Origin of the sequence: Stenotrophomonas nitritireducens (assembly GCF_001431425.1) — a bacterium.
Lineage (GTDB): Bacteria > Pseudomonadota > Gammaproteobacteria > Xanthomonadales > Xanthomonadaceae > Stenotrophomonas > Stenotrophomonas nitritireducens.
In genome coordinates this window covers 39,975-60,767 of the sequence record NZ_LDJG01000028.1, presented here as the reverse complement: position 1 = coordinate 60,767, position 20,793 = coordinate 39,975, and the positions used below count along the sequence as shown (strand labels likewise).

Here is a 20,793-nt window from a genome sequence, read left to right as displayed (position 1 = left end):
CGTGGGGCGGCCGGGAGCGGCCGCCGTCACGCCAGGCCGGCCCAGTGGCGGTAAGCGGCGATCATCGGATCGCCCCACATGAAGACCAGCCAGCCGGCGATGGCCAGGTAGGGGCCGAACGGAATCGGAGTGGCCTTGTCGCGGCCGCGCGCATACAGCCAGATCGAGCCGACGATGGCGCCCACCAGCGAGGACAGCAGGATGATCGGCAGGATGCCCTTCAGTCCGCACCAGGCACCGAGCGCCGCCAGCAGCTTGAAATCGCCGTGGCCCATGCCTTCCTTGCCGGTGATCTGCTTGAACAGCCACCACACCGTCCACAGCGACAGATAGCCCACTGCCGCGCCTATCAGTGCCGGCTTGGCGGGCATGTAAAGGTTGTCCATGCTGCCGATCAGGCCCAGCCACATCAGTGGCAGGGTCAACTGGTCGGGCAGCAGCTGGGTGCGCAGGTCGATGCCCGACAGTGCGATCAGGAAACAGGTCAGCACGATCGCGCCGAAGCCCTGCCAGCCGAAGCCGAACTGCCACACGCTGGCCAGTACCAGCAACCCGGTCAGCAACTCCACCAGCGGGTACTGGATGGAGATCGGCGCCTGGCAATGGCGGCACTTGCCGCCCTGGATGATCCAGCTGAACAGCGGGATGTTCTCGTACCAGCTCAGCTTGTGCTTGCAGTGCGGGCAGTGTGAGGGCTCCACCACCACGCCGGGCGGCGGCGGCTCGTAGATGTCCGGCTCGTCCAGGATCTCGCGCGCGTCGCGCTTCCACTGCCACTCCATGCGCCTGGGCAGGCGTAGGATCACCACGTTGAGGAAGCTGCCTACCAGCAGTCCCAGCCCGGCGGCCAGCGGATAGCCCAGCGCCGGGTTCTGGTCGAGAAATGCCATGTATCAATCATCCAACCACGGAAGCGAGCTTGAAGATCGGCAGGTACATGCCGATGACCATGCCGCCGACGACCACGCCGATGAACACCATGATCATCGGTTCGATCAGGCTGCTCAGCGCATCGACGGCGTTATTTACTTCCTGCTCGAAGTATTCGGCCACCTTGAACAGCATGGTGTCCAGCGCGCCGGCTTCTTCGCCGATGGCGGTCATCTGCACCACCATGTGCGGGAACAGGTTCACCTGCTTCATGGCCATGTTCACCGGGTAGCCCACCGCGACGTCGTCGCGCATGCGGAAGACGGCGTCCTCATAGGTCTTGTTGCCGGTGGCGCCGGCCACGATGCCCAACGCCTCGACCAGCGGGACGCCGGCCTTGAACGTCACTGCCGTAGTGCGGGCGAAACGGGCGATGGAGCTGTTGTGCATGATCTGGCCGATAACCGGCACCTTCAGGATCAGCCGGTCCATCGCATACTGCATCTTGGGTGTGCGCTTGTAGGTGAAGATAGAGCCGCCGACACCCGCGACCACGACTAGGAGGATCAGCCACCACCAGCCGACCATGAAACGCGAGGCGGCTACGATCATCTGGGTGAATACTGGCAGCTCAGTGCCAAAATTGCTGAATACCTCTTCGAACTGCGGTACTACAAAGACAAGCAGGATAGTGCTTACTAGTAATGCGACCGCGATGGTCATGGCTGGGTAGAACAGTGCCTTCTTGATCTTGCCTTTCAGTGTTTCCAAGTTTTCCTGGTAGTTGGCGATGGTTTCTAGCACCGTCTCCAGCACGCCCGCGCCCTCGCCCGCCCGCACGAGATTACGGTACAGTTCGTCGAACTGTACAGGGTGCCGGCCGATGGCCTCATAGAGCGAGGAACCACCTTCCAGGTCGGCGCGGATCTGCCCTACCAGCTTGGCCATGCGTGGGTTCTTATGGCCGCTGCCGATGATGTCCAGTGCGGTCACGATGGGCACCCCGGACTTCATCATGGTCGCCATTTGCCGACTAAAGAAGGCGATGTCTTTCGGCTTGATTGGTTTGCCGGCGGCACCGAACAAAGGTTTCGGCTTGGGCTTCACTACGGTGGGATTGATACCCTGCTTGCGCAGTTCGGCGCGCAGCATATTGGAATTGCGGGCTTCCTGTTCGCCCTTCATCTTCACGCCACGCTTGTCAGTACCTTCCCAGACGAACGGCTGCATCAAGCTGGTGCCGCGGGCCGCTGGCTCTTTGTTCATTGCGTTGCGAGTAACGGACATCGTTCTTCTCCCCGTCCGGCCACTCCCCGGGCCGGACAACGTAGGCATGGTAGCTGGTCCATCGCCATGCGGGATACCGTCGTTGGGCAAGCGTGGCTTTGGTCACGCTACTGGCTTGGTCTGGCCTGCGCCGGCTCGTGGCGTCACGCAAGCGTACTATGCGTTCGCGGGACCTGGAGCGGTACATCTCAATGTTGATGAGGTGTGTCGCTATGTGACGTTATGGGTCACCATGGCGGATTCATCGCAGAATCGCGAAGCAGGGCTTTCCTTCCTGCCGGATGCTGCCATCATGCACACAGGGGAGCGCAGGCAGGGCGGGGCGTTTGGCACGCATCTTGCAGTGCGTCCCTTGCCGGATCGGCGACGGCCGGTCCGGGTTCCTAATCCAACCTCTAGGGGATGTACCAATGAAGAAGCTGCAGAAGGGCTTTACCCTCATCGAACTGATGATCGTGGTCGCGATCATTGCCATTCTGGCCGCCATCGCATTGCCGGCTTACCAGAACTACACCCGTAAGTCGGCCAACCGTGCCTGCCTGATGGAGGCCAAGGCTTACTACAACACCGTGCTGGCCGATCTGAACGATGGCAAGACGCCGGTCGGTCCGAACAGCGGTGCAAGCTCGGCGTGCATCAGTGGCGTGACGTCCGGTGCAGCCATGACCTTGGCGAGCCTCGGCAGCGTCACCGGTATTGAGCCGCGCAAGCCGGGCGACGGCACTATCACTTGCAACCTCGCCTCCGGCAACCAGTGCACCGTCGTGGGCGGTACCCAGTAAGGAGTGGTCCCATCGCGGTAACGTGAAAAGAGGGGCGTCAGCCCCTCTTTTCTTTTTCACGGCGCCAGCAGTTGAGTTGCAGAAGATCTGAAGTGCCCTGGCGGGGTGACCGTATTCGCCCTTGCCTTGGGCATTCGATTGAGTTGGAGGTGTAGTGGCTTCTAACAGGGATAGGGATCTGCATTCTTGGCACGCTGTTTGCTCGGTCATTTGCGTGGTCAATAGAAAGGGCACTGGGGGATGTCATGCGTCGTAGCATTCGCGGTTTCACCTTGATAGAGATGATGATCGTGGTTGCCATCATTGGCATCCTGGTAGCCGTTGCGTTGCCCGCTTATCAGCAATACACCATCCGAGCGGCCAATCGTGCCTGTATGATGGAATTGAAGGCCTATTCGCATGAGGCGTTGGTCGGCATCAGCGACGCTACCGGCAGTGTGCCGGCGCCACGGAACTCTGCTTGTTCGGGCTCGACCGACGCCAGTGCTTTTACCGACTACAGCACCCCGATAACGGCGACGCCGCGCGCGCCTGGCAACGGTACCGTCACTTGCGATTTGGCCAACGGCGCCGGCAATTGCAGCCACACACCATGATGTCTGTCTTGTTGGTGTGGGCCGGCTGCCCGTAAGGTGATGCAATACATCTGGATTTCATTGCATGCCATTTAACCTGCCCTGGGGCATAGGCAGGCCACTTCGCGCCTCTTGGCAGCAGTCATCGCGATGGTGGTGGCTGTTACTTGCCATGATTGCTTGTCTGCCGTTCCTGCCCGGTCTGTCTGGCGGTTTTCTGTTCGACGATAAGCCTAATATTGTCCAGAATTTCGGGGTTCAAATCGCCGGTATTGATCACTACTCGCTCTGGGCGGCAGCGAAGAGCTTCCCCGGTGGGCCGGGTTTGCGGCCGCTGTCTATGCTTAGCTTCGCGCTAGATTTCTGGCTGTTCGGGCTTGATCCCGTCGCCTTCAAGCTGACCAATCTACTGGTGCATGCAATCACCTGCATTGCGCTCACAGGATTGGTCCGGCGGCTTCTGCTGTTGGCCAACTGCAGTCAGCGGGACGCAAGGCTGTACGCGTTTGGATTGGCGGTTGCATGGGGGACGCACGCCCTTCAGGTTTCCTCTGTGCTGTATGTGGTCCAGCGAATGCAGACCATGAGTACACTGTTCGTGGTGTTGGCAATGAGCGCCTATGTTCAAGCCCGGCAGGCTCAAATAGACGGCGCGGCGCAGCACAAATTCTGGCTAAGGGTACTGCTATTCTGGGGTTTGGCGTTGGCCTGCAAGGAAGATGCAGTGCTGTTGCCTGGGTTTACTCTGCTTATAGAGCTTACTTTGCTGCATTTCAGGGCAAAGGTTACTCCTGTTGGTGCCATGTTGCAGCGTGGTTACCTGTTGTTGGTCGTCGCAGGAGTAAGTTTTTTCCTGGGTATAGTCCTCCCTCATTTCTGGGTGGAATCTTCATACCCCGGCCGCGACTTCAATACACTGGAGCGTTTGCTAACCCAAGGCCGTGTCCTGGCTGTGTACGTCAGACAAGTTGTGTGGCCGGCTCCGGATGGCCTGCCTTTCTATTACGACAATTTGTTGCCTTCCCGAGGCTTGCTGGACCCCGTCAGCACGACATGGTCAATTGTGTTGCATTTCGGGCTGATTCTCTGGGCGTTGTTATGGCGCAGAGTGCGTCCGCTATTCGCTTTGGGTATTCTGCTTTTCTATGCCGGTCACTCCATCACCAGTAATGTGGTAGGGCTGGAGCTCGCATTTGAGCACAGGAACCATTTCCCCTTGTTTGGATTGTTGCTTGCCATTGGTGACCTTCTCCATGCCTTTATGGAGCGGCTGTCCTTGCGTCCATGGATCGCAGTGGCGGTGTGTTTGCTGATTCTTGCAGGCAATGCTGCTGCTACCGGGATGCGTGCATATATATGGGGCAATCCGCTGCGTCTGGCGCTGCATGGTACCGTCGTGGCGCCAGAATCCATTCGTGCATGGAGCGCGCTTTGTCGTGCCAATTACGATCTAAGTCAGGGGCGGCCAGAAAGTCCATATTTTCAAGCCGCTATTAAGGCGTGTGCCGAAGGTGGGAGGCTGCCCGGTGCGGCAACCATGCTTGCCAATATGGTGATTCTTAAGACACTTAATGGTACCGTAAATCAATCTGATTGGAATGCTCTGATTGTTGCGCTTCAATCCGTTGCGATGAATGTCGAGAATTCTAGCATCGCCATTAATCTGGTGAGGAATGCATTGCGAAATCCTGATTTTGACGAGGGCAATGTGTTGCGTGTCGTCGCTATTGTAAGTGGTCGAAAGGAGCTGCCTGCGGAGGATTTTTTGGAATTTGGCCATTATGCGCTAATGAGTAAGAGTCGGGATAATTTGGCGTATGTTTACCTGTTTAAGGGACTTCGATCCGATAGTGTGGCCAGTGAGCGGAAAGTGCGCATACTGGAGGAGGTTCGGAGATTGGGTCATTCCGGAATGGCCCACAGGCTCGAGGTGGAGTTGAAGCTGGACCGGCGCAGGCAGTGAGTGCGGCCTTTGGGGCTTGCGCTGCGCCTGAGTATTATGGTGTGCCGCTAATTGCTTGGGTTGGTATGATAATGAGTAATCATTTTAAATGTTGCGGGCCTATATTGTTTTCTATCGTACTCCCATGGTTGCGTGTGTGGCATATTCAAGCCTGAAGGTTTGGGTGTTATTTGCATGGGCGTGCGCGTCGCGGCTCCGTAATTTTGGGTGAAGCTCCGTGTTTGCGGCCACCATTGTTCTTTTGGATATTAATGAAAAGAGCTTGCATATATTCCTTGTTCCGCAGAAGATGAGGTGTGGTTTTTCGCTGCAATCAGCAGCTGTAAATTGGTTTTTCCGGATGGCCTGTAGTCGTATTCCCTCAGAGCGATGTGGGTGAAGGTGGTCCGGTGGTTGGTCTGATGGTTTGGATGTCAATATCCATGTGCGTGCCTTGAGAAGCCGGATGACAGCGCTGCGCCCGAATTATTCATTGAAGAGCCTTTTGTCTGTGCTCCAGTTGCTATTGGAGTTGGCGCTTGTTGTTTTCTTCATTGTCTATGGCTTGCTGCACTGGAGTAGCATCAGTACCGCCTTCGTCCAGCTGTCCCCGCTGTGGCTGTTGACGTGCGGGCTCCTGTATAGCGCAATGCATTTCTTTGCAGTACTGGCCACGGCCAGCCTGCTTCGCTCGCTTGGTTGTCCAAGGCCGTATGGCATGCTTTTTGTCATTCATATACGCAGATTGCCTGCCAAGTATCTTCCCGGCGGCATCTGGCATGCGGTGGGGCGCGGTGCTGATCTGGTGAAGGATGGTATTCCTATTCGCCGTATTGGTCAGCTGGTGGGTATCGAACAGTTGCTGGCTATCTGGTGGTCGGGCTTTCTCGGGTTCGTATTTGCCGGGCTTGCGTTCAATGGTAGGATCGGCCGTGTCGCCTCGATGATCGCCATGTGCTGGTTGATCATTTCGCTCCTTGCTTTGGTCTGGGTCAGGGTAAGGCCTGGATGGCGTTATCTGGTGGAAGCGGTTAGCGCGCCTGAAATAGTTCTGGCGTATGTGGCTGGGTGGATTTGTCTTGCGGCAGGATTTACTTTGTATATCTGGCATGGTGTCGATATGTTGAGTAGTCCGCTCCAGGTGGCAGCAAGCTATCTGGTGTCGTGGATGATCGGCGCAATAGCTTTCTTCGCGCCGCAGGGCATAGGAGTGTTCGAGATATCAATGGCGAGGGCTTTGGGGCAATCTGGGTCGCTACAGGCTGATATTATCTGGTTCATTGGAAGCTATCGCCTTTTGGTGTTGACTGCCGATCTCGCAATATGGGGCGGCGGGTGTGCGTGGTTTCGGGTGATAAGGGTGAGGTGATTAGGACATGGCTTTGAGAAAGCGGCTGCTTGACGCGGTGCATTCGAATGAATACATCAAGCGTGTTCTTTTTAATCCTTTTGCCGAGTACCACCAATGGCGGCTGCTCGGATTCGTGCGCGATGCGGCGCATGAAATAGGCGCCGGGGGGAGCGTCATTGATATCGGTGCCGGCGAGCTTAAATATAGGTCTCAGTTCTCTCATTGCCGCTATGTGAGTAACGATTTATGCGTGGGTGATGAGGGGTGGAATTACGAGGGTATTGACCTGGTTTCATCTGCCTACGCGATTCCGGTTGAAGATGACAGCTTTGACGCAGTTCTTTGTATTCAGGTTATGGAGCATCTTGACAATCCGGACGGCGCTTTTCGCGAATTTCATCGGATACTTAAGGGTAGGGGGAGGGCTTATGTGTCCGCACCCCTGCTCGCTGGAGAGCATCAACAGCCGCACGATTTCTTGCGATACACAAGGTATGGATTTTCCGTACTTGGTGAACGCAATGGGTTTCGTGTTTTATCCATCTCGCCACATGGAGGGTGCGCTATTGCGGTCGAGACGTTGATGTGGGCGGCCTTCTGGGAGCTTGCGCCCTTGCCCCGACAGTCGCTTGCCCGGTATGCAGTCTATGTCCTGCTTTATCCGGTGAAGTTGCTAACCGGCGCTTTGGCTCTTTTGCTGGATATGCTGGATAAAAAGAAATCCATGACCATCAATTACAATGTAGTCTATGAGAAAGTAGTTTCGGATTGCTGATCCGTGTAGATGGATTGTCTAGCTTATTCTTGGGGTGCCATTGCGCAGAAAAATAATGAGCTTGCGCGGCCAGGGCGTAAAGGCGCGTAAGTAGTCGGACAGCGTGCAGGTACGGTTGGTCTGCAGTGAGCGGCGCAGGGCTAGGATTTCTTTGCCTCTCTGCCAAATGTCGCGCAGTGCGGCGATATAGATATCTCGCCATGGTCGGGTACTACGCAGGGCGAGCGAAAGGGCTGCTCCTTCAAGCAACAGCATCGTTAATTGCAAGATGAGCCATGGCCACATGAACATGGTTGGCGTGCAGGCGATGAACGCGGCCAATCGATTGCGTTCACTGAGGTGGCGGCGCCGATAGCGCGTGCGAATGCCGTTGGGTCCGATGTGGTTGCCACCAAAACTGGCGCCTTGACGGTGACGATAGCCACTGCTTGGCAGGCAGCGGATACTCCAACCTTGCAGGCGTGCGGCGCAGCAGAGATACAGATCCTCGCCGACAGAGTCCATCCACTCCGGGAATCCGCCAAGAACCTGCCAATCCTCGCGCGAAATCCAGAGGCATGCCCCAATGACGAAGGCGATTTCAGCTCTTTCGGGATTGAAGTTCGGTGCCGGGACATGCAAGGGGTCGAGCAGGCAGCCCCTGTCAATCAGTTCATTCGTTTCCCAGTCGTACTGCGGGAGGGTGAGAATGCTCCGGATGGACTGGCGTTGCGACTCTTCCAGAAAGACCTTCAGTGCGTCCGTGTGCAATGCTGCGTCGTTGTTAAGGAGCAGCAAGTAACGGCCGCGCGCACGTTCAGTCATACGGTTGTTCGCAATGCAGAACCCAACGTTCTCGCCAGAAACAAGTAATTCTACATTCGGGTAGCGTTGTTGGATCCATTCGGCAGATCCGTCCGACGACGCGTCGTCGTGAACAATGATCTCCATTGGAATATCTCCCGCCTGAGCCAATATTGAGTCAATGCAGTCGGGGAGTATTTTAGCACCGTTGTAATTGGCAATACAGACGGAGCAGACAGGCTCCGTGGCAGGCCTTAGTGCTTGGAAGTGGTGAACCATTGCCACGTATGCTCCAGGCCATCTGCCAGATCGAATTGAGGCCTCCATCCAAAACGGCACAGGCTGCTGGTCGATTGCAGGTGCACACTTGGAATGTCCACCACGCGGGCCGCGCCGTGCTGCCGATGCAGGGTGCGGCCCGTTACTTGCTCGATGGCGGAAAACAACGAGTTCAAATCAATGCTGGTTCCGCTGCAGGCATTGAATACGTTGAATCCAGATATGTTCGGAGTGCGTAGCGCCGACAACACCAGCGAATTGAAGTCGTCAATATAGAGGTAATCTCGCTTTGTGGAGCCGTCGCCCCAGACCTGCAGCACCTCGCCTCGCACGAGCTTGCCGAAGGCGGCCGGAATGATCCCAAATCCCGGTCGCTCGTCCTGTCCCGGTCCATACAGGTTGGAAGGGCGGAATACAATGGCGTTGCCCGAGGACTGGTGGCACCACGACTCGATGAACTGCTCAGCGGCCAGCTTGCCTGCGCCGTGGTAGGACCGGGAATGGAAGGCGCTTGACTCGTTCTGTGGGGCGTCGTAAAGGCGGCTGCACAGTGCGCCGCCTGATGACATATAAACAAGAGATAGATGTGAATAGGAATGCATCGCCTCAAGCAAGCCCAGTATGGGTCTCAGGTTGCCTTCCAGTTCAAGCATGGGCCTGCCTGCAGAACTTGCCGGCGTGGTGGTAGATGCCACGTGCACGACGGCCCTTACACGATCCAGGAATACCGCAAAGTCAGCTGGTTCCCGCAATTCACGGACATGCACCTCCACCTGGTTACTGGGGGCGACGAGCGGACGTCGGCTCACCGCGATGACATCCTCTCCCTGACGTGTCATCGCCTCGAGCAGCTGTCGTCCGACGAAACCGCCTGCGCCTATCAGCAGCACTGGCTTAGTCATGCGCGGCTCCTTTCAGCAAGCAACGGTAGGCAGCCATGTACCGGGATGCGCAATCATCCCAAGTGCCGATTCTGCCGTGGGCCAACGCTCGAGCCGTTTCACCCTGTGCATGATTGAGGTCCCGATCCTCGAGCTTTTCCACGGCTTTCGCATACTCGCTGGGGCTTCCGCAAAGCGCGCCGGTCACACCATCTTCGACGATATCCGCGTGTGCCGGCAGATGGGAGGCGATGATCGGCATCCCCGCAGCCATGGCTTCCAGCATAACTTGCGGTCGCCCCTCTGCGTGGCAGCTCAATGTGATCAGGCCATGTACGCGCGGAAACCATTCATCAATCAATTGTCGTGATTTTGCCGGGCCGTGATAGAAGATCCAATCCGGGATCACGACCTGCTCCTGCATTGGTCCGAACAGATGCAGTTGTCGCTTTCCACTGCGGAACAAGGGCTCCGACCACTCGAACAACGGGCCCAGCTTGTTTTGTGTGAGGCGTGTGATCGCCAACCAGCATGGTGGCTCCTTGGGTTGACGCCGGATGGCGTACCACTGCGGGTCGACACCAAAGGGTATCGGCCTGATTTCGGCCAGATCACCGAAGGATTCGTACAATGGCTCCCGCATCCAGTCTGCGTTCGGACAAATCATTGCGGGCCTATTCCGAAGAGCGTGTCGGAGCGCATGGCGCATCATCGGCATGCGCAACAACTTCATGTCGTTGCCCAGAGCGGTGACCAGAACCGGCTTGCCATCGGCAGGCAGCGGCAATGCACATTGCAGCCAGTTGATGTGATGGAGATCGACGTCCTTGTTCCTGCGATAGGCGGTGTTCAACATTCGCAATAATTTGATCGCAGCGCTGATTCCCGACACCGGCTTGGCGCGTAACCAGTGGGAAATTCCGCCTCGATGCATTAGTGCGGCCAGCCATTCGGCCTCCTCTTCCGTCGAGGCATCAATGACGCAGAAATCCCTGTCGCCTGGAGGTGCCCACTGCCGTAGATTGATCAGGCCTGAGCGGGCAAGCGCTGTGCTGATGTGCTTTATGAATAAGCCACGCCAATCGGAAGCGTCGAGTGGATAGGACGTGCTTGTGAACAATACGCGTAGTGGCCTTTCCCCCCTCGATAGGAACATGCGCTCAGGTCTCACGCCGATATGTGAGCAATGTGATCTGTTCCGATATCAGGCCGATCAGGAAAACGATCGCCGCCGCACTGAGCAACAGCATGCTCATGTTGGTGAAGCGTGCCGAATGGTAGAACGTCCATGCGTACCATCCCGCGCCTGCAGCGGCGAAAAATATCGCCACCGGCGCGAACAATTTAAGTGGCGCATACAGCGTGGCGATCTTGAAGATGATCAACAGGAAGCGGATGCCGTCCTTGATCGGACGGATATGGCTGCTGGTGCCCACGCGCTTGGCCACGGGAATCGGTACATAGGCCACCGGGTAGGCGCTGCGGAAGAAGGCCATGGTGCTGGTGGTGGGGTAGCTGAAGCCATTGGGCAGCAGATGCAGGAATTCGCGGAACTTGCCCGCGCGCACGGCCCGGAAGCCGGAGGTCAGGTCGTCGATGCGGTGGCCGGTCATGTGGCTGGCGAGGCGGTTGTAGAAATTGTTGGCCAGCCCACGGTGCAGGTTGGCCTGACCGCTGGCGTCGCGCGCGCCGACCACCATGTCGTAGCCTTCATCCAGCTTGGCCAGCAGTGCGGCGACGTGTTGTGCGCTGTGCTGGCCGTCGGCGTCCATGAATACAAGGACCTCGCCGGTAGCGGCACGGGCGCCGCGCTTGATCGCCGCGCCGTTGCCCATGGAGTAGGGGTTGCTGACCACCTGGGCGCCATGGCTGGCCGCGATGGTGGCCGTATCATCGGTGGAACCGTCGTTGACGACGATGATCTCCGCCTGCGGCCAGGCCTGCCGCAGCGCCGGCAGGGTGCGCCGGAGCCCTTCGGCCTCGTTCTTGGCCGGCAATATGATGCTCAGTCGCTGCACGTTCAGTACCTGTCGTTCTCCCCGATGGACATGGTAGCGGGAACCATCTCGCCATGGGATGGAGCGGGTTCTCAGTCCTTGCGGAGGGCGGCGGGAATTGAATTGCCGCCGTTGTCCAAATGCGGTGCCCGTTTAAAGCCCGTGTCTGCGGCGGCGCTGGCTACAACGGCTCGCCTGCTGGCGCTGGATTGCCTCGGCTTCCATCCGGGCGCCCGCGCGTTCAATGTGGGCAACGGCCGGCGCTTTCGCGCGCCAGGTCATCGCCGCCGCATCTGCCGTGGCTGTTCGCGTCGTGCCTTGGGAGACGGCACCGCGCCGTGCCGGCGATCCGGCGGCGTCAAGCGGCCGGGCGAGGGCGGAACTGGGCTGGTCGCCGGCGTGGACCAGTCTGGAGGCCATTATTGAAAGCGCCTGGCGCTGGCATCGCGCGCAGCCTTGGTGAGCCGGCGTTCCCGGGTATCCCTCAATAGGTGGCCACCCGCACCGGCTGCAGGCTGCCGGCGTCGAGCACCATGCGACCGGCGCCATGACGGGCCACGATCGGCAGACTGCGGAACGGCGCTTCTTCCGGAGTGCCGGCCGGCTGGCCGTCGGCGGTGCTGGGCGCGGCGTTGAAGGCCAGCCGCGGCACGACCTGGGCATAGGGCACGTACCACGCCGGGTTCCGTTCCTGGTCCATGCCGGTGTCGAGGAAGGCCGCGAGTACGGAGGCATGGTCGGTGCGCGCCGTTCCCGGGCGCAGGCCCACCAGTAGCGGAGCGCCCTTCGGCAGCCGCGACCATTCGGCATGGCTGGCCCGCGCCAAGTCGGCCGCCTCCACTTCATTGGCCAGGATCAGGGCCAGGCGCATGTCGCTGGCGACCACGAACACCGGCCGGGTCTGCCACAGCATGTGCAGGCCGAAACCGAGGAAGGCCAGCTGCAGCAGGCAGACGACGGCCAGGTCCAGGCGCAGGCTCTTCTTGCCGGGCTTGAACACGATGAAGGTCAACACCGGCCCCGCGATCATCTGCGCTCCCAGCAGCAGGCCCAGCAGCGGCAGTACGCCGGAGATCCGGTACAGCCCCCACGGGTGCCAGAGCGGCACTACGGTCGCGGTGATGGCGGCGACCAGCAGCAGGCTGGCCAGGGCATGCAGAGTGGCGGCTTTCCAGCGGTTCATCGGTTGCAGGCGCAGGTTGGAGGCGCACAGCATGCGGGCTGTCCTGGCCGGCGTCGAGCCGCACGAACGGTGGCTCCACGCACTGACGGGCCTCTGGCATGCGAAGAAGGCACGGGTACAATCGCCGGACTGTCGTCCGTGCCGGGGAACACCATGAATACAGCCGTTGCCGCCAATCTGGTGGGCATCACCGGGATCGCCCGCCGCCTGGTGCAGGACGGGGCGCTGGACGAGGCGGCGGCGCGCAACGCGATGGCGCAGGCCGGGACGGCCAAGGTGCCGCTGGCGCAGTGGCTGGCCGAGAAGAAGCTGGTCAACGCCGCGCAGCTGGCGGCGGCCAATGCCGTCGAATTCGGCATGCCGTTGCTGGATGCCTCGGTGTTCGACGCCAACCAGAACGCGATGAAGCTGGTCAGCGAGGAGCTGCTGCGCAAGCATAACGTGCTGCCGCTGTTCAAGCGCGGCGGCAAGCTGTTCATCGGCACCAGCAACCCGACCCAGTCGCTGGACGAGATCAAGTTCCACACCAACCTGGTGGTCGAGCCGATTCTGGTGGATGAGGACCAGATCCGGCGCACGCTGGACCAGTGGGTGGCGAGCAACGAGAGCCTGGTCGGTGGGCTGGGCGACGATGAAGAGGGCGTGGGCGACCTGGAAGTCGCCGCCGGCGATGAGGACATGGGCGGTGGCGGCGACGCCGGCATCGATGCCAAGGGCGACGACACCCCGGTGGTGAAGTTCGTCAACAAGGTGCTGGTGGACGCGATCCGCCGCGGCGCTTCGGACATCCACTTCGAGCCCTACGAGGACGACTACCGGGTGCGTTTCCGCATCGACGGCCTGCTCAAGACGGTGGCCAGGGCGCCGGTGAAACTGCGCGAACGCATCGCCGCGCGCCTGAAGGTGATGTCGCAGCTGGACATCGCCGAGAAGCGCGTGCCGCAGGACGGCCGCATCAAGCTCAACCTGTCCAAGGCCAAGCAGATCGACTTCCGCGTGAGCACGCTGCCGACGCTGTTCGGCGAGAAGATCGTGCTGCGCATCCTCGACGGCAGCGCGGCCAAGCTGGGCATCGACAAGCTCGGCTATGAGCCCGAGCAGCAGCGGCTGTTCCTTGAGGCCATCCACAAGCCCTACGGCATGGTGCTGGTGACCGGCCCGACCGGCTCGGGCAAGACGGTGTCGCTGTATACCGCGCTGGGCATCCTCAACGACGAGACCCGCAACATCTCCACCGCCGAGGACCCGGTGGAAATCCGCTTGCCCGGCGTGAACCAGGTGCAGCAGAACAACAAGCGCGGCATGACCTTCGCCGCTGCGCTGCGCTCGTTCCTGCGCCAGGATCCGGACGTGATCATGGTCGGCGAAATCCGCGACCTGGAGACGGCCGAGATCGCGATCAAGGCGGCGCAGACCGGTCACATGGTGCTGTCCACCCTGCATACCAACGATGCGCCGCAGACCATCGCGCGCCTGATGAACATGGGCATCGCCCCGTACAACATCACCTCTTCGGTCACCCTGGTCATCGCCCAGCGCCTGGCGCGACGGCTGTGCCCGCAGTGCAAGCGCCGTGCGGAACTGCCCGTCAACGCGCTGCTGGCCGAAGGCTTCACCCAGGCGCAGATCGACAAGGGCATCCAGCTCCACGAGCCGGTCGGCTGCGAGGAGTGCACCGAGGGTTACAAGGGCCGTACCGGCATCTACCAGGTGATGCCGATGACCGACGACATCGCCACGATCGTGTTGCAGGGCGGCAACGCGCTGGACATCGCCGAGGCCGCGCAGAAGATCGGCGTCAACGACCTGCGCCAGTCGGCGCTGCTCAAGGCCGCGCAGGGCATCACCAGCCTGACCGAGATCAACCGCGTCACCAAGGACTGAGGCCAGATCGGGCGCTCCCGCCGCAGGGAGCCGTAGAGCGGGGCGAAGCCCCGCTGGAGCATTACCGGCAAACCCCCGCCGGGCGTTGCCCGGCGCTACAAAGCCGCAGCGCTCGCATTCCTGTAGAGCGGGGCAACGCCCCGCTGAGGCTCTACCGGCGAAGCTCCGCCGGGCGTTGCCCGGCGCTACAAAACAGCTGCGCTCACCTCCATGCTCCCGGCCGGCATGGCTGTTCAGGCGCGGAGCATCCCTGCCGCTAACCCGATAATGGAGCTGACAACGGGGTTCGACCGCCGGGCATGAATGCGCTAGGCTGGCGTGGCACGTGTCGGTCCAGTACAGCCGGGTCTGGGGGAAAGGGGCATGAGCGGTAGCGCATGGTCGGGCGACGACAGGATGTTCGAGTTCCGCCAGGAACTGGCCGACAATGGCCAGTCGCCGGACAACACTCCCTTCACCGTCCTCAGCGTCGATGACGACCCCGGCTTCCAGCAGTCGCTGCGGATGGCACTGTCGGATTTCCGTTTCAACGAAAGCCCGCTGCGGCTGCTGACGGCATCCTCGTCCAGCGAGGCCCGCCAGATGATGGCGGCCAATCCCGGCATCTCCGCGATCCTGCTGGACGTGGTGATGGAGACCGACGACGCCGGCCTGCAGCTGGTGCGCGCGGTGCGCGAGCAGATGGGCAACTCCGAAGTGCGCATCGTGCTGATCACCGGCCAGCCCGGCATGGCGCCGCTGCGCAAGACCCTGCAGCAGCTGGACATCAGCGAGTACTGGCTCAAGACCGACCTCTACCGCGAGCGGCTGCAGGGCATCGTCACCGGTTCGCTGCGGACATGGAGCGAGATCCATGCGCTGGCGCGGGCCAAGCGCGGGTTGCAGCACATCGTGCAGGCCGGCAGCCGCCTGGCCGGGCTGCGCGATCCTGACGGTTTCTCGCGGCAGTTGCTGCGCGAATTGGCGGCGCTGCTGGAGGTGCCGCTGGACGGCCTGGTATGCCTGCACGATGGCGCGGTCGACCTGCCTGCGGACGAGGCACTGGTGACCGCGGCCGATGGCTGCTTCGAGGCATTGGAAGGCCGCCGCGTGCAGGACATCGCCGACCCGATGGTCCGCGACCTGCTGCTGGATGCATTCGCGTGCCGCTCCAGCATCGGCATGCCGTCCAGCCAGGTGCTGTTCCTCGATGGCGACGGCACGGTGCCGCCGATGGCGATCTACCTGGCGACCGAGCGCTCGCTCGACGCCGAGGAACACGAACTGCTGCAGGTGTTCGTCACCCACGCCAATGCCGGCCTGGTCAACGTCGACCTGGCGGCGCGGCTGGACCGGGTCGCCTACCGCGACAGCCTGCTGGATATTCCCAACGGCAATGCGCTGCGCCGCGACCTGCGGCAGGTACTGGAGCTGCCGCGGCCCTGCGGGCAGAGCCTGCTGGTGGTCGACCTCGGCCAGTACAGCGACGGAAGTCTCGCGCTGGGGCCGGAGCAGGGCGACCTGCTGCTGCAGCGCATGGCCGAGCGGTTGGCGCAGATGTATCCGCCGCCCTGCCACATCGCGCGCCTGCACGAGGGCACCTTCGCCGTGCTCGGGCCGTCGCGCTGGCTGGCCTCCGATCCGGTCGATGCGCTGGAGCAGAGCGAGGATGCCGGCGAATTGCCCTTCCTGCGAGTGGATGCGGCGCGGGTCGACCTGGACGTATACCGCGGCGGCTCCGGTGGCGCGCTGGCGGCCGGCCTGCTGCTGGTGAACCGGATCCGCGCCAGCGGCGGGCATGGCGTGGCCGAGTACCAGATCGAGAGCGAGCAGGAGAACCTGCACCGCTTCCTGGAGTCGCGTGCACTGTACCGCGCGCTGCGCGAGGACCGCATCGGCATCGCGCTGCAGGCGCAGGTGGACCTGCAGAGCGGCGCCATCGTCGGTGCCGAGGCGCTGGCGCGCTGGACCGAGGATGGGCGGCCGATGTCGCCGGCAAGTTTCATCCCGGTCGCCGAGGCCAGCGGCCTGATCGTGCCGCTGGGCGGGCGGGTGATCGAGCTGGCCTGCGATGCCCTGCGCGCGATGGAGCGGGCGGGCTTCCCGGATATCCCGGTGTCGGTCAACGTGTCGCCGCTGCAGTTGCATCGGCGCGAGTTCATCGAGGAACTGGCCGCCACGGTGGCGCGCCACGGCATCGAACCGCGGCGGATGGAACTGGAGATCACCGAAGGTACGGTGATGAGCGACTACCAGGACGGCCGCGAGCTGCTGGCGCGCCTGCGGCGGCTCGGGTTCGGCATCGCGGTGGATGATTTCGGAACCGGCTATTCGTCGCTGCGCTATGTGCATTCGCTGCCGGTGACGCGGCTCAAGCTGGACCGGCAGTTCACCGCGGGCGTCGGCGGGGAAGGCGGCGGTGCGAACGTGGCGGACATGATCATCGCGCTGGGCCGCCGGCTGGGCCTGGACATCGTCGCCGAAGGCGTGGAAACCCCCGCCCAGGTCGAATGGCTGCGCCGCCATGAATGCCCCTGCGCGCAGGGCTACCTGTTCGCGCGCCCAGAGCCGGTGGAAGACTTCATCGCGCGACTGCGCGGCCAGGCCTGAGCATGCGCCGCCTCTGGGAGTCGCCGCGCCTGCGCTGGCAGGAGGCCTGGGCCGCGCTGCGCGCTCACCCATGGCGGGTGACGCTGATCGCCGCGCCCTGGCTGCTGGGCCTGCTGACCGCGTTGCCGGTGCTCTGGTACGAGATGGACCGTGCCGTGCGCCTGCCCGAACGCCAGGCCGCGCACGATGCGGTGGAGAACGCGGCGCAGTCGATGCTGCGCCGGCTGGGACGGTTGCGCGACGACACCCGCTTTCTCGCCTTCCTGACCCCGCGCCTGCTGGAAAGCGGTTCGCAGGCGCAGCTGCTGGAGACCTACACCAGCTTCCTGATGGCCGGCGGCGACTATCACAAAGTGCGCTGGATGGACGCCACCGGCCGCGAGCGCCTGCGCGTGGACCAGGATGCGGGCAGCATCCGCCGCGTTCCCGGGAGCGCGCTGCAGGACAAGCGCGGCCGGCCGTTCTTCGAGAACGCGCTGCATCTGCAGCCGGGCCAGATCCATCTCTCGCCGCTGGATCTCAATGTCGAGAACGGGCGCATCGAGCAGCCGCTGCGCCCGACCCTGCGCGCCTCCTCATCGTTCCTGCTGGCCGATGGCAGCGCCGGCGTGGCGGTGGTCAACCTGCATGGCAACGTCTTGCTCGAACGCCTGCGCACGCGGGCGGCGCAATCGGGTTTCAGCCTGTACCTGGTCCATCCGCAGGGCTACTGGCTGCTCGGTCCGACTCCCGATGATGCCTGGGGATGGCAGCTGGGCCAGGCCGGGCACACCGTGGCGAACTTCGACCCGGCGCTGTGGGCCGCGATGCAGCGGCGTCCATCGGGCGACTGGCACGACTGGAGCTTCTCCACCCTGCAGGCGGCCTGGCGCGGTACCGAAGGCGACCTGCTGGCCCATGCCGACCCGACCCTGGGGCAACTGCGGCTGCTTGTGCATCGCTCGCGGCTGCCGGCGGCGCGCTGGAAGGCGGCGCTTGGCGGGTTGGCGCTGCTGGGGGTCGTGCTGGTGCTGTGGGTGGTGCTGGGCCAGGCGCGCGGCCTGGCGCGCGAACTGGCCTACATGCAGCGCCTGCGCGACAGCAACGAGGCACTGGCGCTGGCGAACGGGCATCTGCAGGCGGCGCAGCAGGAACTGGCGCGGGCCGAGCGCCTGTCCTCGCTCGGCCTGATGGTGGCCGGCGTCGCGCACGAAATGAACACCCCCCTGGCCAGCGCGCAGCTGGCGCTGGGCACGCTGCGCAGCGGCGTCGCCCGCCTGCAGGCGCAGATCATGGCGGGCCTGCGCCGGTCCGAACTGGAGAGCTTCCTGGCCGAGGCTGCAGGCGCCTGTGCCCTGGCCGATGGGGAACTGCGGCGTACCTCGGCGCTGGTGAAGCGGTTCAAGCAGGTGGCCGTGGACCGCGCGTCGCTGGAGCGCCGTCGCTTCGACCTGGCCGAAGTCCTGCTCGATGCCGATCCGCGCCTGCGCCGCGGGGGCCTGGCCGAGGGCATCGCGCTCGAACTGGACCTGGAACCGGGCATTGCCATGCAGACCTATCCCGGTCCACTGGAGCAGGTGGTGGCCAATCTGCTCAACAACGCGCTGCTGCACGCGTATCCCGAAGGGAAGGGGGGGCGCATCCGGCTGGCGGCCCGCCGCGATGGCGCGGCGCAGGTCCGGATAGAGGTGGCCGATGACGGCAGCGGCATCGCGCCGGAGGATCTGGCGCGCATCTTCGAGCCGTTCTACACCACGGCACGCAACCGCGGCGGCACCGGCCTGGGGCTGCACATCGTCCACCAGATCGTGACCGAGGTGCTGGGCGGACGGATCGAGGTGCGCAGCCGCCGCGCGGGCGATCCGGGCGACGTGCCGGAGGGAACCTGCTTTACCCTGCATATCCCCTGCGTCGGCCCGGAGAGTGTGGCCGAGCCCTTGTAGGTCGAGGCGCTCCAGTGGCGGAGCATGATGGTGATACCCCGGCGGGGTTGGCCGGGAGGGCTCCAGCGGGGCGTTGCCCCGCTCTACAGGATGGCGGGGGCTGTAGCGCCGGGCAGCGCCCGGCGGGGCTTGCGCGGGAAAGCTCCAGCGGGGCTTTGCCCCGCTCTACAGGATGGCGGGGAGCTGTAGCGTCGGGCACCACCCGGCGGGGCCTGCGCGGTAGTGCCCCGGCAGGGCGTCCCCCGTGCTGCTGTTTGGTTGTGCGCGCCGGGTGTGGCCCGGCAAGCGGGTGGGCTCAATCCATCCCGAGCTTCTTGAGCTTGTAGCGCAGCGCCCGGAAGGTGATGCCCAGCTGCGCCGCGGTGCGGGTCCGGTTCCAGCGGTTCTCTTCCAGTGCCTTCTGGATGGCCGCGCGTTCCATCTGTTCGATATAGGAGGGAAGGGCGGCATTGCCGGCTTCGATGTCGGCCACGGCTTCTTCGGTGGCCATGGATGCATCGGTGCGCGGCGCCGGCAGGCGCAGGTCGCTGGCGCCGATGCTGTCGCCATCGACCAGGGCGAGCGCGCGTTCCAGCACGTTCTCCAGTTCGCGCACGTTGCCGGGGAAGGCATGGCCGGCCAGCGCGTCCAGCGCCGAGGGCGAGAGCAGCGGCGTGGGCAGCTGCTGCGAACGAGCCAGCCGGCTGAGGATGGCCGCCGCCAGCTGCGGCAGGTCGCCGCGGCGCTCGCGCAGCGGCGGCACGCGCAGTTCGATGACGTTGATGCGGTAGTACAGGTCGTGGCGGAAACGACCGTCCTGTACCAGCACGGCCAGGTCCTTGTGCGTGGCCGACAGGATGCGCACGTCCACCGGCACTTCGGTGGCCGAGCCGACCGGGCGTACGGATTTCTCCTGGATCGCGCGCAGCAGCTTGACCTGCATCTGCAGCGGCAGTTCGGCCACTTCGTCCAGGAACAGGGTGCCGCCATGCGCGGCCTGGAACAGTCCGGGCTTGTCGGCATGCGCGCCGGTGAAGCTGCCCTTCTTGTGGCCGAAGAACTCGCTCTCCATCAACTCGCCGGGGATGGCGCCGCAGTTGACCGGGATGAACGGCCCGGCCGCGCGCCCGCCCTGGTCGTGGATGGTGCGTGCGACCAGCTCCTTGCCGACGCCGGACTCGCCGACGATGTAGACCGGCGCCTGGCTGCGCGCGACCTTGGCGATGGTGGTGCGCAGGTCGGCCATTGCCTGCGAGTCGCCGAGCAGGCGCGAAGCGCTCTCCGGCGGCGCCGGCGGCGCGGTGCGCTCGCTGTTGTTGAGTTCCAGCGCGTGCTTGACCATGCCGCGCAGCACGCCGATGTCCACCGGCTTGCTGACGAAGTCGAAGGCGCCGGCCTTCAATGCCTCCACCGCCAGGTCCATGCTGCCGAAGGCGGTGATCATGGCCACCGGCGTGCGCGGGTGATCGCGTGCGATCTCGGTGACCAGTTCGATGCCGTTGCCGTCGGGCAGGCGCATGTCGGTCAGGCACAGGTCGAAGCTGTTGCTGGCCAGCAGTTCGCGGGCCTCGGCCAGGTTGGCGGCGGTGCTGATGCGCAGTCCCATCCTGCCCAGGGTCAGGACCAGGAGTTCGCGGATGTCCCGCTCGTCGTCGACGACCAGCGCGCTATGCGTCACGTTCATGTTGAAAACGATAGCCGAGTCCGAGGCTGG

Annotated in this window: 15 protein-coding genes and 1 pseudogene; 8 read left to right on the top strand and 8 right to left on the bottom strand. The window is 62.7% G+C overall.

Annotated elements, in window-relative coordinates:
• Positions 1-26: 26 nt before the first annotated feature.
• Together ABB22_RS15590 and ABB22_RS15585 are read right to left on the bottom strand one after the other, a co-directional pair.
• The gene (locus ABB22_RS15590) at positions 27-890 is read right to left on the bottom strand and encodes a prepilin peptidase (protein ID WP_057505328.1); all 864 of its coding nucleotides are present in this window, start codon (positions 888-890) and stop codon (positions 27-29) included.
• A gap of 7 nt (positions 891-897) precedes the next feature.
• Positions 898-2,157, bottom strand: coding sequence for a type II secretion system F family protein (locus ABB22_RS15585; RefSeq protein WP_057505327.1), 1,260 nt, complete (start codon positions 2,155-2,157; stop codon positions 898-900).
• A gap of 410 nt (positions 2,158-2,567) precedes the next feature.
• Between ABB22_RS15585 and ABB22_RS19045 the strand changes: the two are divergent.
• The 5 genes and pseudogenes from ABB22_RS19045 to ABB22_RS17930 all read left to right on the top strand — a co-directional run.
• Positions 2,568-2,673 (top strand): annotated as a pseudogene (locus ABB22_RS19045) (prepilin-type N-terminal cleavage/methylation domain-containing protein); the annotation flags it as partial.
• Positions 2,674-3,184: 511 nt separating this feature from the next.
• A complete protein-coding gene (locus ABB22_RS18915) occupies positions 3,185-3,535 on the top strand; it encodes a pilin (RefSeq protein ID WP_082592187.1) in 351 nt (116 codons plus the stop codon).
• A 64-nt stretch (positions 3,536-3,599) separates the two neighbouring features.
• Positions 3,600-5,477: a hypothetical protein gene (locus tag ABB22_RS15575; RefSeq protein ID WP_152984218.1), complete on the top strand. Its 1,878-nt coding sequence runs from the start codon at positions 3,600-3,602 to the stop codon at positions 5,475-5,477.
• 406 nt (positions 5,478-5,883) lie between these two features.
• Positions 5,884-6,825, top strand: coding sequence for a hypothetical protein (locus ABB22_RS15570; protein WP_152984217.1), 942 nt, complete (start codon positions 5,884-5,886; stop codon positions 6,823-6,825).
• 7 nt (positions 6,826-6,832) lie between these two features.
• Complete coding sequence (locus ABB22_RS17930; protein WP_082592186.1) at positions 6,833-7,582, top strand: class I SAM-dependent methyltransferase; 750 nt, start codon at positions 6,833-6,835, stop codon at positions 7,580-7,582.
• 18 nt (positions 7,583-7,600) lie between these two features.
• Here the strand turns inward: ABB22_RS17930 and ABB22_RS15560 are convergent, their stop codons facing one another.
• The 5 genes from ABB22_RS15560 to ABB22_RS15540 all read right to left on the bottom strand — a co-directional run bounded on the left by ABB22_RS15560 (position 7,601) and on the right by ABB22_RS15540 (position 12,738).
• Entirely contained in the window at positions 7,601-8,644 is a 1,044-nt protein-coding gene (locus tag ABB22_RS15560; protein ID WP_057505322.1) for a glycosyltransferase family 2 protein, read from the bottom strand.
• Entirely contained in the window at positions 8,620-9,546 is a 927-nt protein-coding gene (locus tag ABB22_RS15555) for an NAD-dependent epimerase/dehydratase family protein (RefSeq protein ID WP_082592185.1), read from the bottom strand. The genes ABB22_RS15560 and ABB22_RS15555 overlap by 25 nt, the downstream gene beginning before the upstream one ends.
• Positions 9,539-10,645 carry a glycosyltransferase gene (locus ABB22_RS15550; RefSeq protein ID WP_244481349.1) on the bottom strand — a complete coding sequence of 369 codons (1,107 nt, stop codon included), beginning with the start codon at positions 10,643-10,645 and terminating at the stop codon, positions 9,539-9,541. The genes ABB22_RS15555 and ABB22_RS15550 overlap by 8 nt, the downstream gene beginning before the upstream one ends.
• Before the next feature lie 40 nt (positions 10,646-10,685).
• Complete coding sequence (locus tag ABB22_RS15545; protein ID WP_057505320.1) at positions 10,686-11,543, bottom strand: glycosyltransferase family 2 protein; 858 nt, start codon at positions 11,541-11,543, stop codon at positions 10,686-10,688.
• A gap of 463 nt (positions 11,544-12,006) precedes the next feature.
• A complete protein-coding gene (locus tag ABB22_RS15540) occupies positions 12,007-12,738 on the bottom strand; it encodes a hypothetical protein (RefSeq protein WP_057505319.1) in 732 nt (243 codons plus the stop codon).
• Between the two features lie 120 nt (positions 12,739-12,858).
• Between ABB22_RS15540 and pilB the strand changes: the two genes are divergently transcribed.
• From pilB to ABB22_RS15525, 3 genes are all read left to right on the top strand, one after another.
• Positions 12,859-14,589: a type IV-A pilus assembly ATPase PilB gene (gene pilB / locus ABB22_RS15535; RefSeq protein WP_057505318.1), complete on the top strand. Its 1,731-nt coding sequence runs from the start codon at positions 12,859-12,861 to the stop codon at positions 14,587-14,589.
• Between the two features lie 363 nt (positions 14,590-14,952).
• Positions 14,953-17,178, top strand: coding sequence for a two-component system response regulator (locus ABB22_RS15530; protein ID WP_082443715.1), 2,226 nt, complete (start codon positions 14,953-14,955; stop codon positions 17,176-17,178).
• A 2-nt stretch (positions 17,179-17,180) separates the two neighbouring features.
• Complete coding sequence (locus ABB22_RS15525; protein WP_055771406.1) at positions 17,181-19,100, top strand: sensor histidine kinase; 1,920 nt, start codon at positions 17,181-17,183, stop codon at positions 19,098-19,100.
• A 295-nt stretch (positions 19,101-19,395) separates the two neighbouring features.
• On the opposite strand, the gene ABB22_RS15520 is transcribed toward ABB22_RS15525, so the two are convergent.
• Complete coding sequence (locus tag ABB22_RS15520) at positions 19,396-20,763, bottom strand: sigma-54-dependent transcriptional regulator (protein ID WP_055771404.1); 1,368 nt, start codon at positions 20,761-20,763, stop codon at positions 19,396-19,398.
• Between the last annotated feature and the right edge of the window lie 30 nt (positions 20,764-20,793).

What these genes read in the sequence shown, in the direction of transcription:
- ABB22_RS15590 (WP_057505328.1), bottom strand. Translation starts at nt 890, where the DNA reads ATGGCATTTCTCGACCAGAACCCGGCGCTGGGCTATCCGCTGGCCGCC.
- ABB22_RS15585 (WP_057505327.1), bottom strand. Translation starts at nt 2,157, where the DNA reads ATGTCCGTTACTCGCAACGCAATGAACAAAGAGCCAGCGGCCCGCGGC.
- ABB22_RS18915 (WP_082592187.1), top strand. Translation starts at nt 3,185, where the DNA reads ATGCGTCGTAGCATTCGCGGTTTCACCTTGATAGAGATGATGATCGTG.
- ABB22_RS15575 (WP_152984218.1), top strand. Translation starts at nt 3,600, where the DNA reads ATGCCATTTAACCTGCCCTGGGGCATAGGCAGGCCACTTCGCGCCTCT.
- ABB22_RS17930 (WP_082592186.1), top strand. Translation starts at nt 6,833, where the DNA reads ATGGCTTTGAGAAAGCGGCTGCTTGACGCGGTGCATTCGAATGAATAC.
- ABB22_RS15560 (WP_057505322.1), bottom strand. Translation starts at nt 8,644, where the DNA reads ATGGTTCACCACTTCCAAGCACTAAGGCCTGCCACGGAGCCTGTCTGC.
- ABB22_RS15555 (WP_082592185.1), bottom strand. Translation starts at nt 9,546, where the DNA reads ATGACTAAGCCAGTGCTGCTGATAGGCGCAGGCGGTTTCGTCGGACGA.
- ABB22_RS15540 (WP_057505319.1), bottom strand. Translation starts at nt 12,738, where the DNA reads ATGCTGTGCGCCTCCAACCTGCGCCTGCAACCGATGAACCGCTGGAAA.
- pilB (WP_057505318.1), top strand. Translation starts at nt 12,859, where the DNA reads ATGAATACAGCCGTTGCCGCCAATCTGGTGGGCATCACCGGGATCGCC.
- ABB22_RS15530 (WP_082443715.1), top strand. Translation starts at nt 14,953, where the DNA reads ATGAGCGGTAGCGCATGGTCGGGCGACGACAGGATGTTCGAGTTCCGC.
- ABB22_RS15525 (WP_055771406.1), top strand. Translation starts at nt 17,181, where the DNA reads ATGCGCCGCCTCTGGGAGTCGCCGCGCCTGCGCTGGCAGGAGGCCTGG.
- ABB22_RS15520 (WP_055771404.1), bottom strand. Translation starts at nt 20,763, where the DNA reads ATGAACGTGACGCATAGCGCGCTGGTCGTCGACGACGAGCGGGACATC.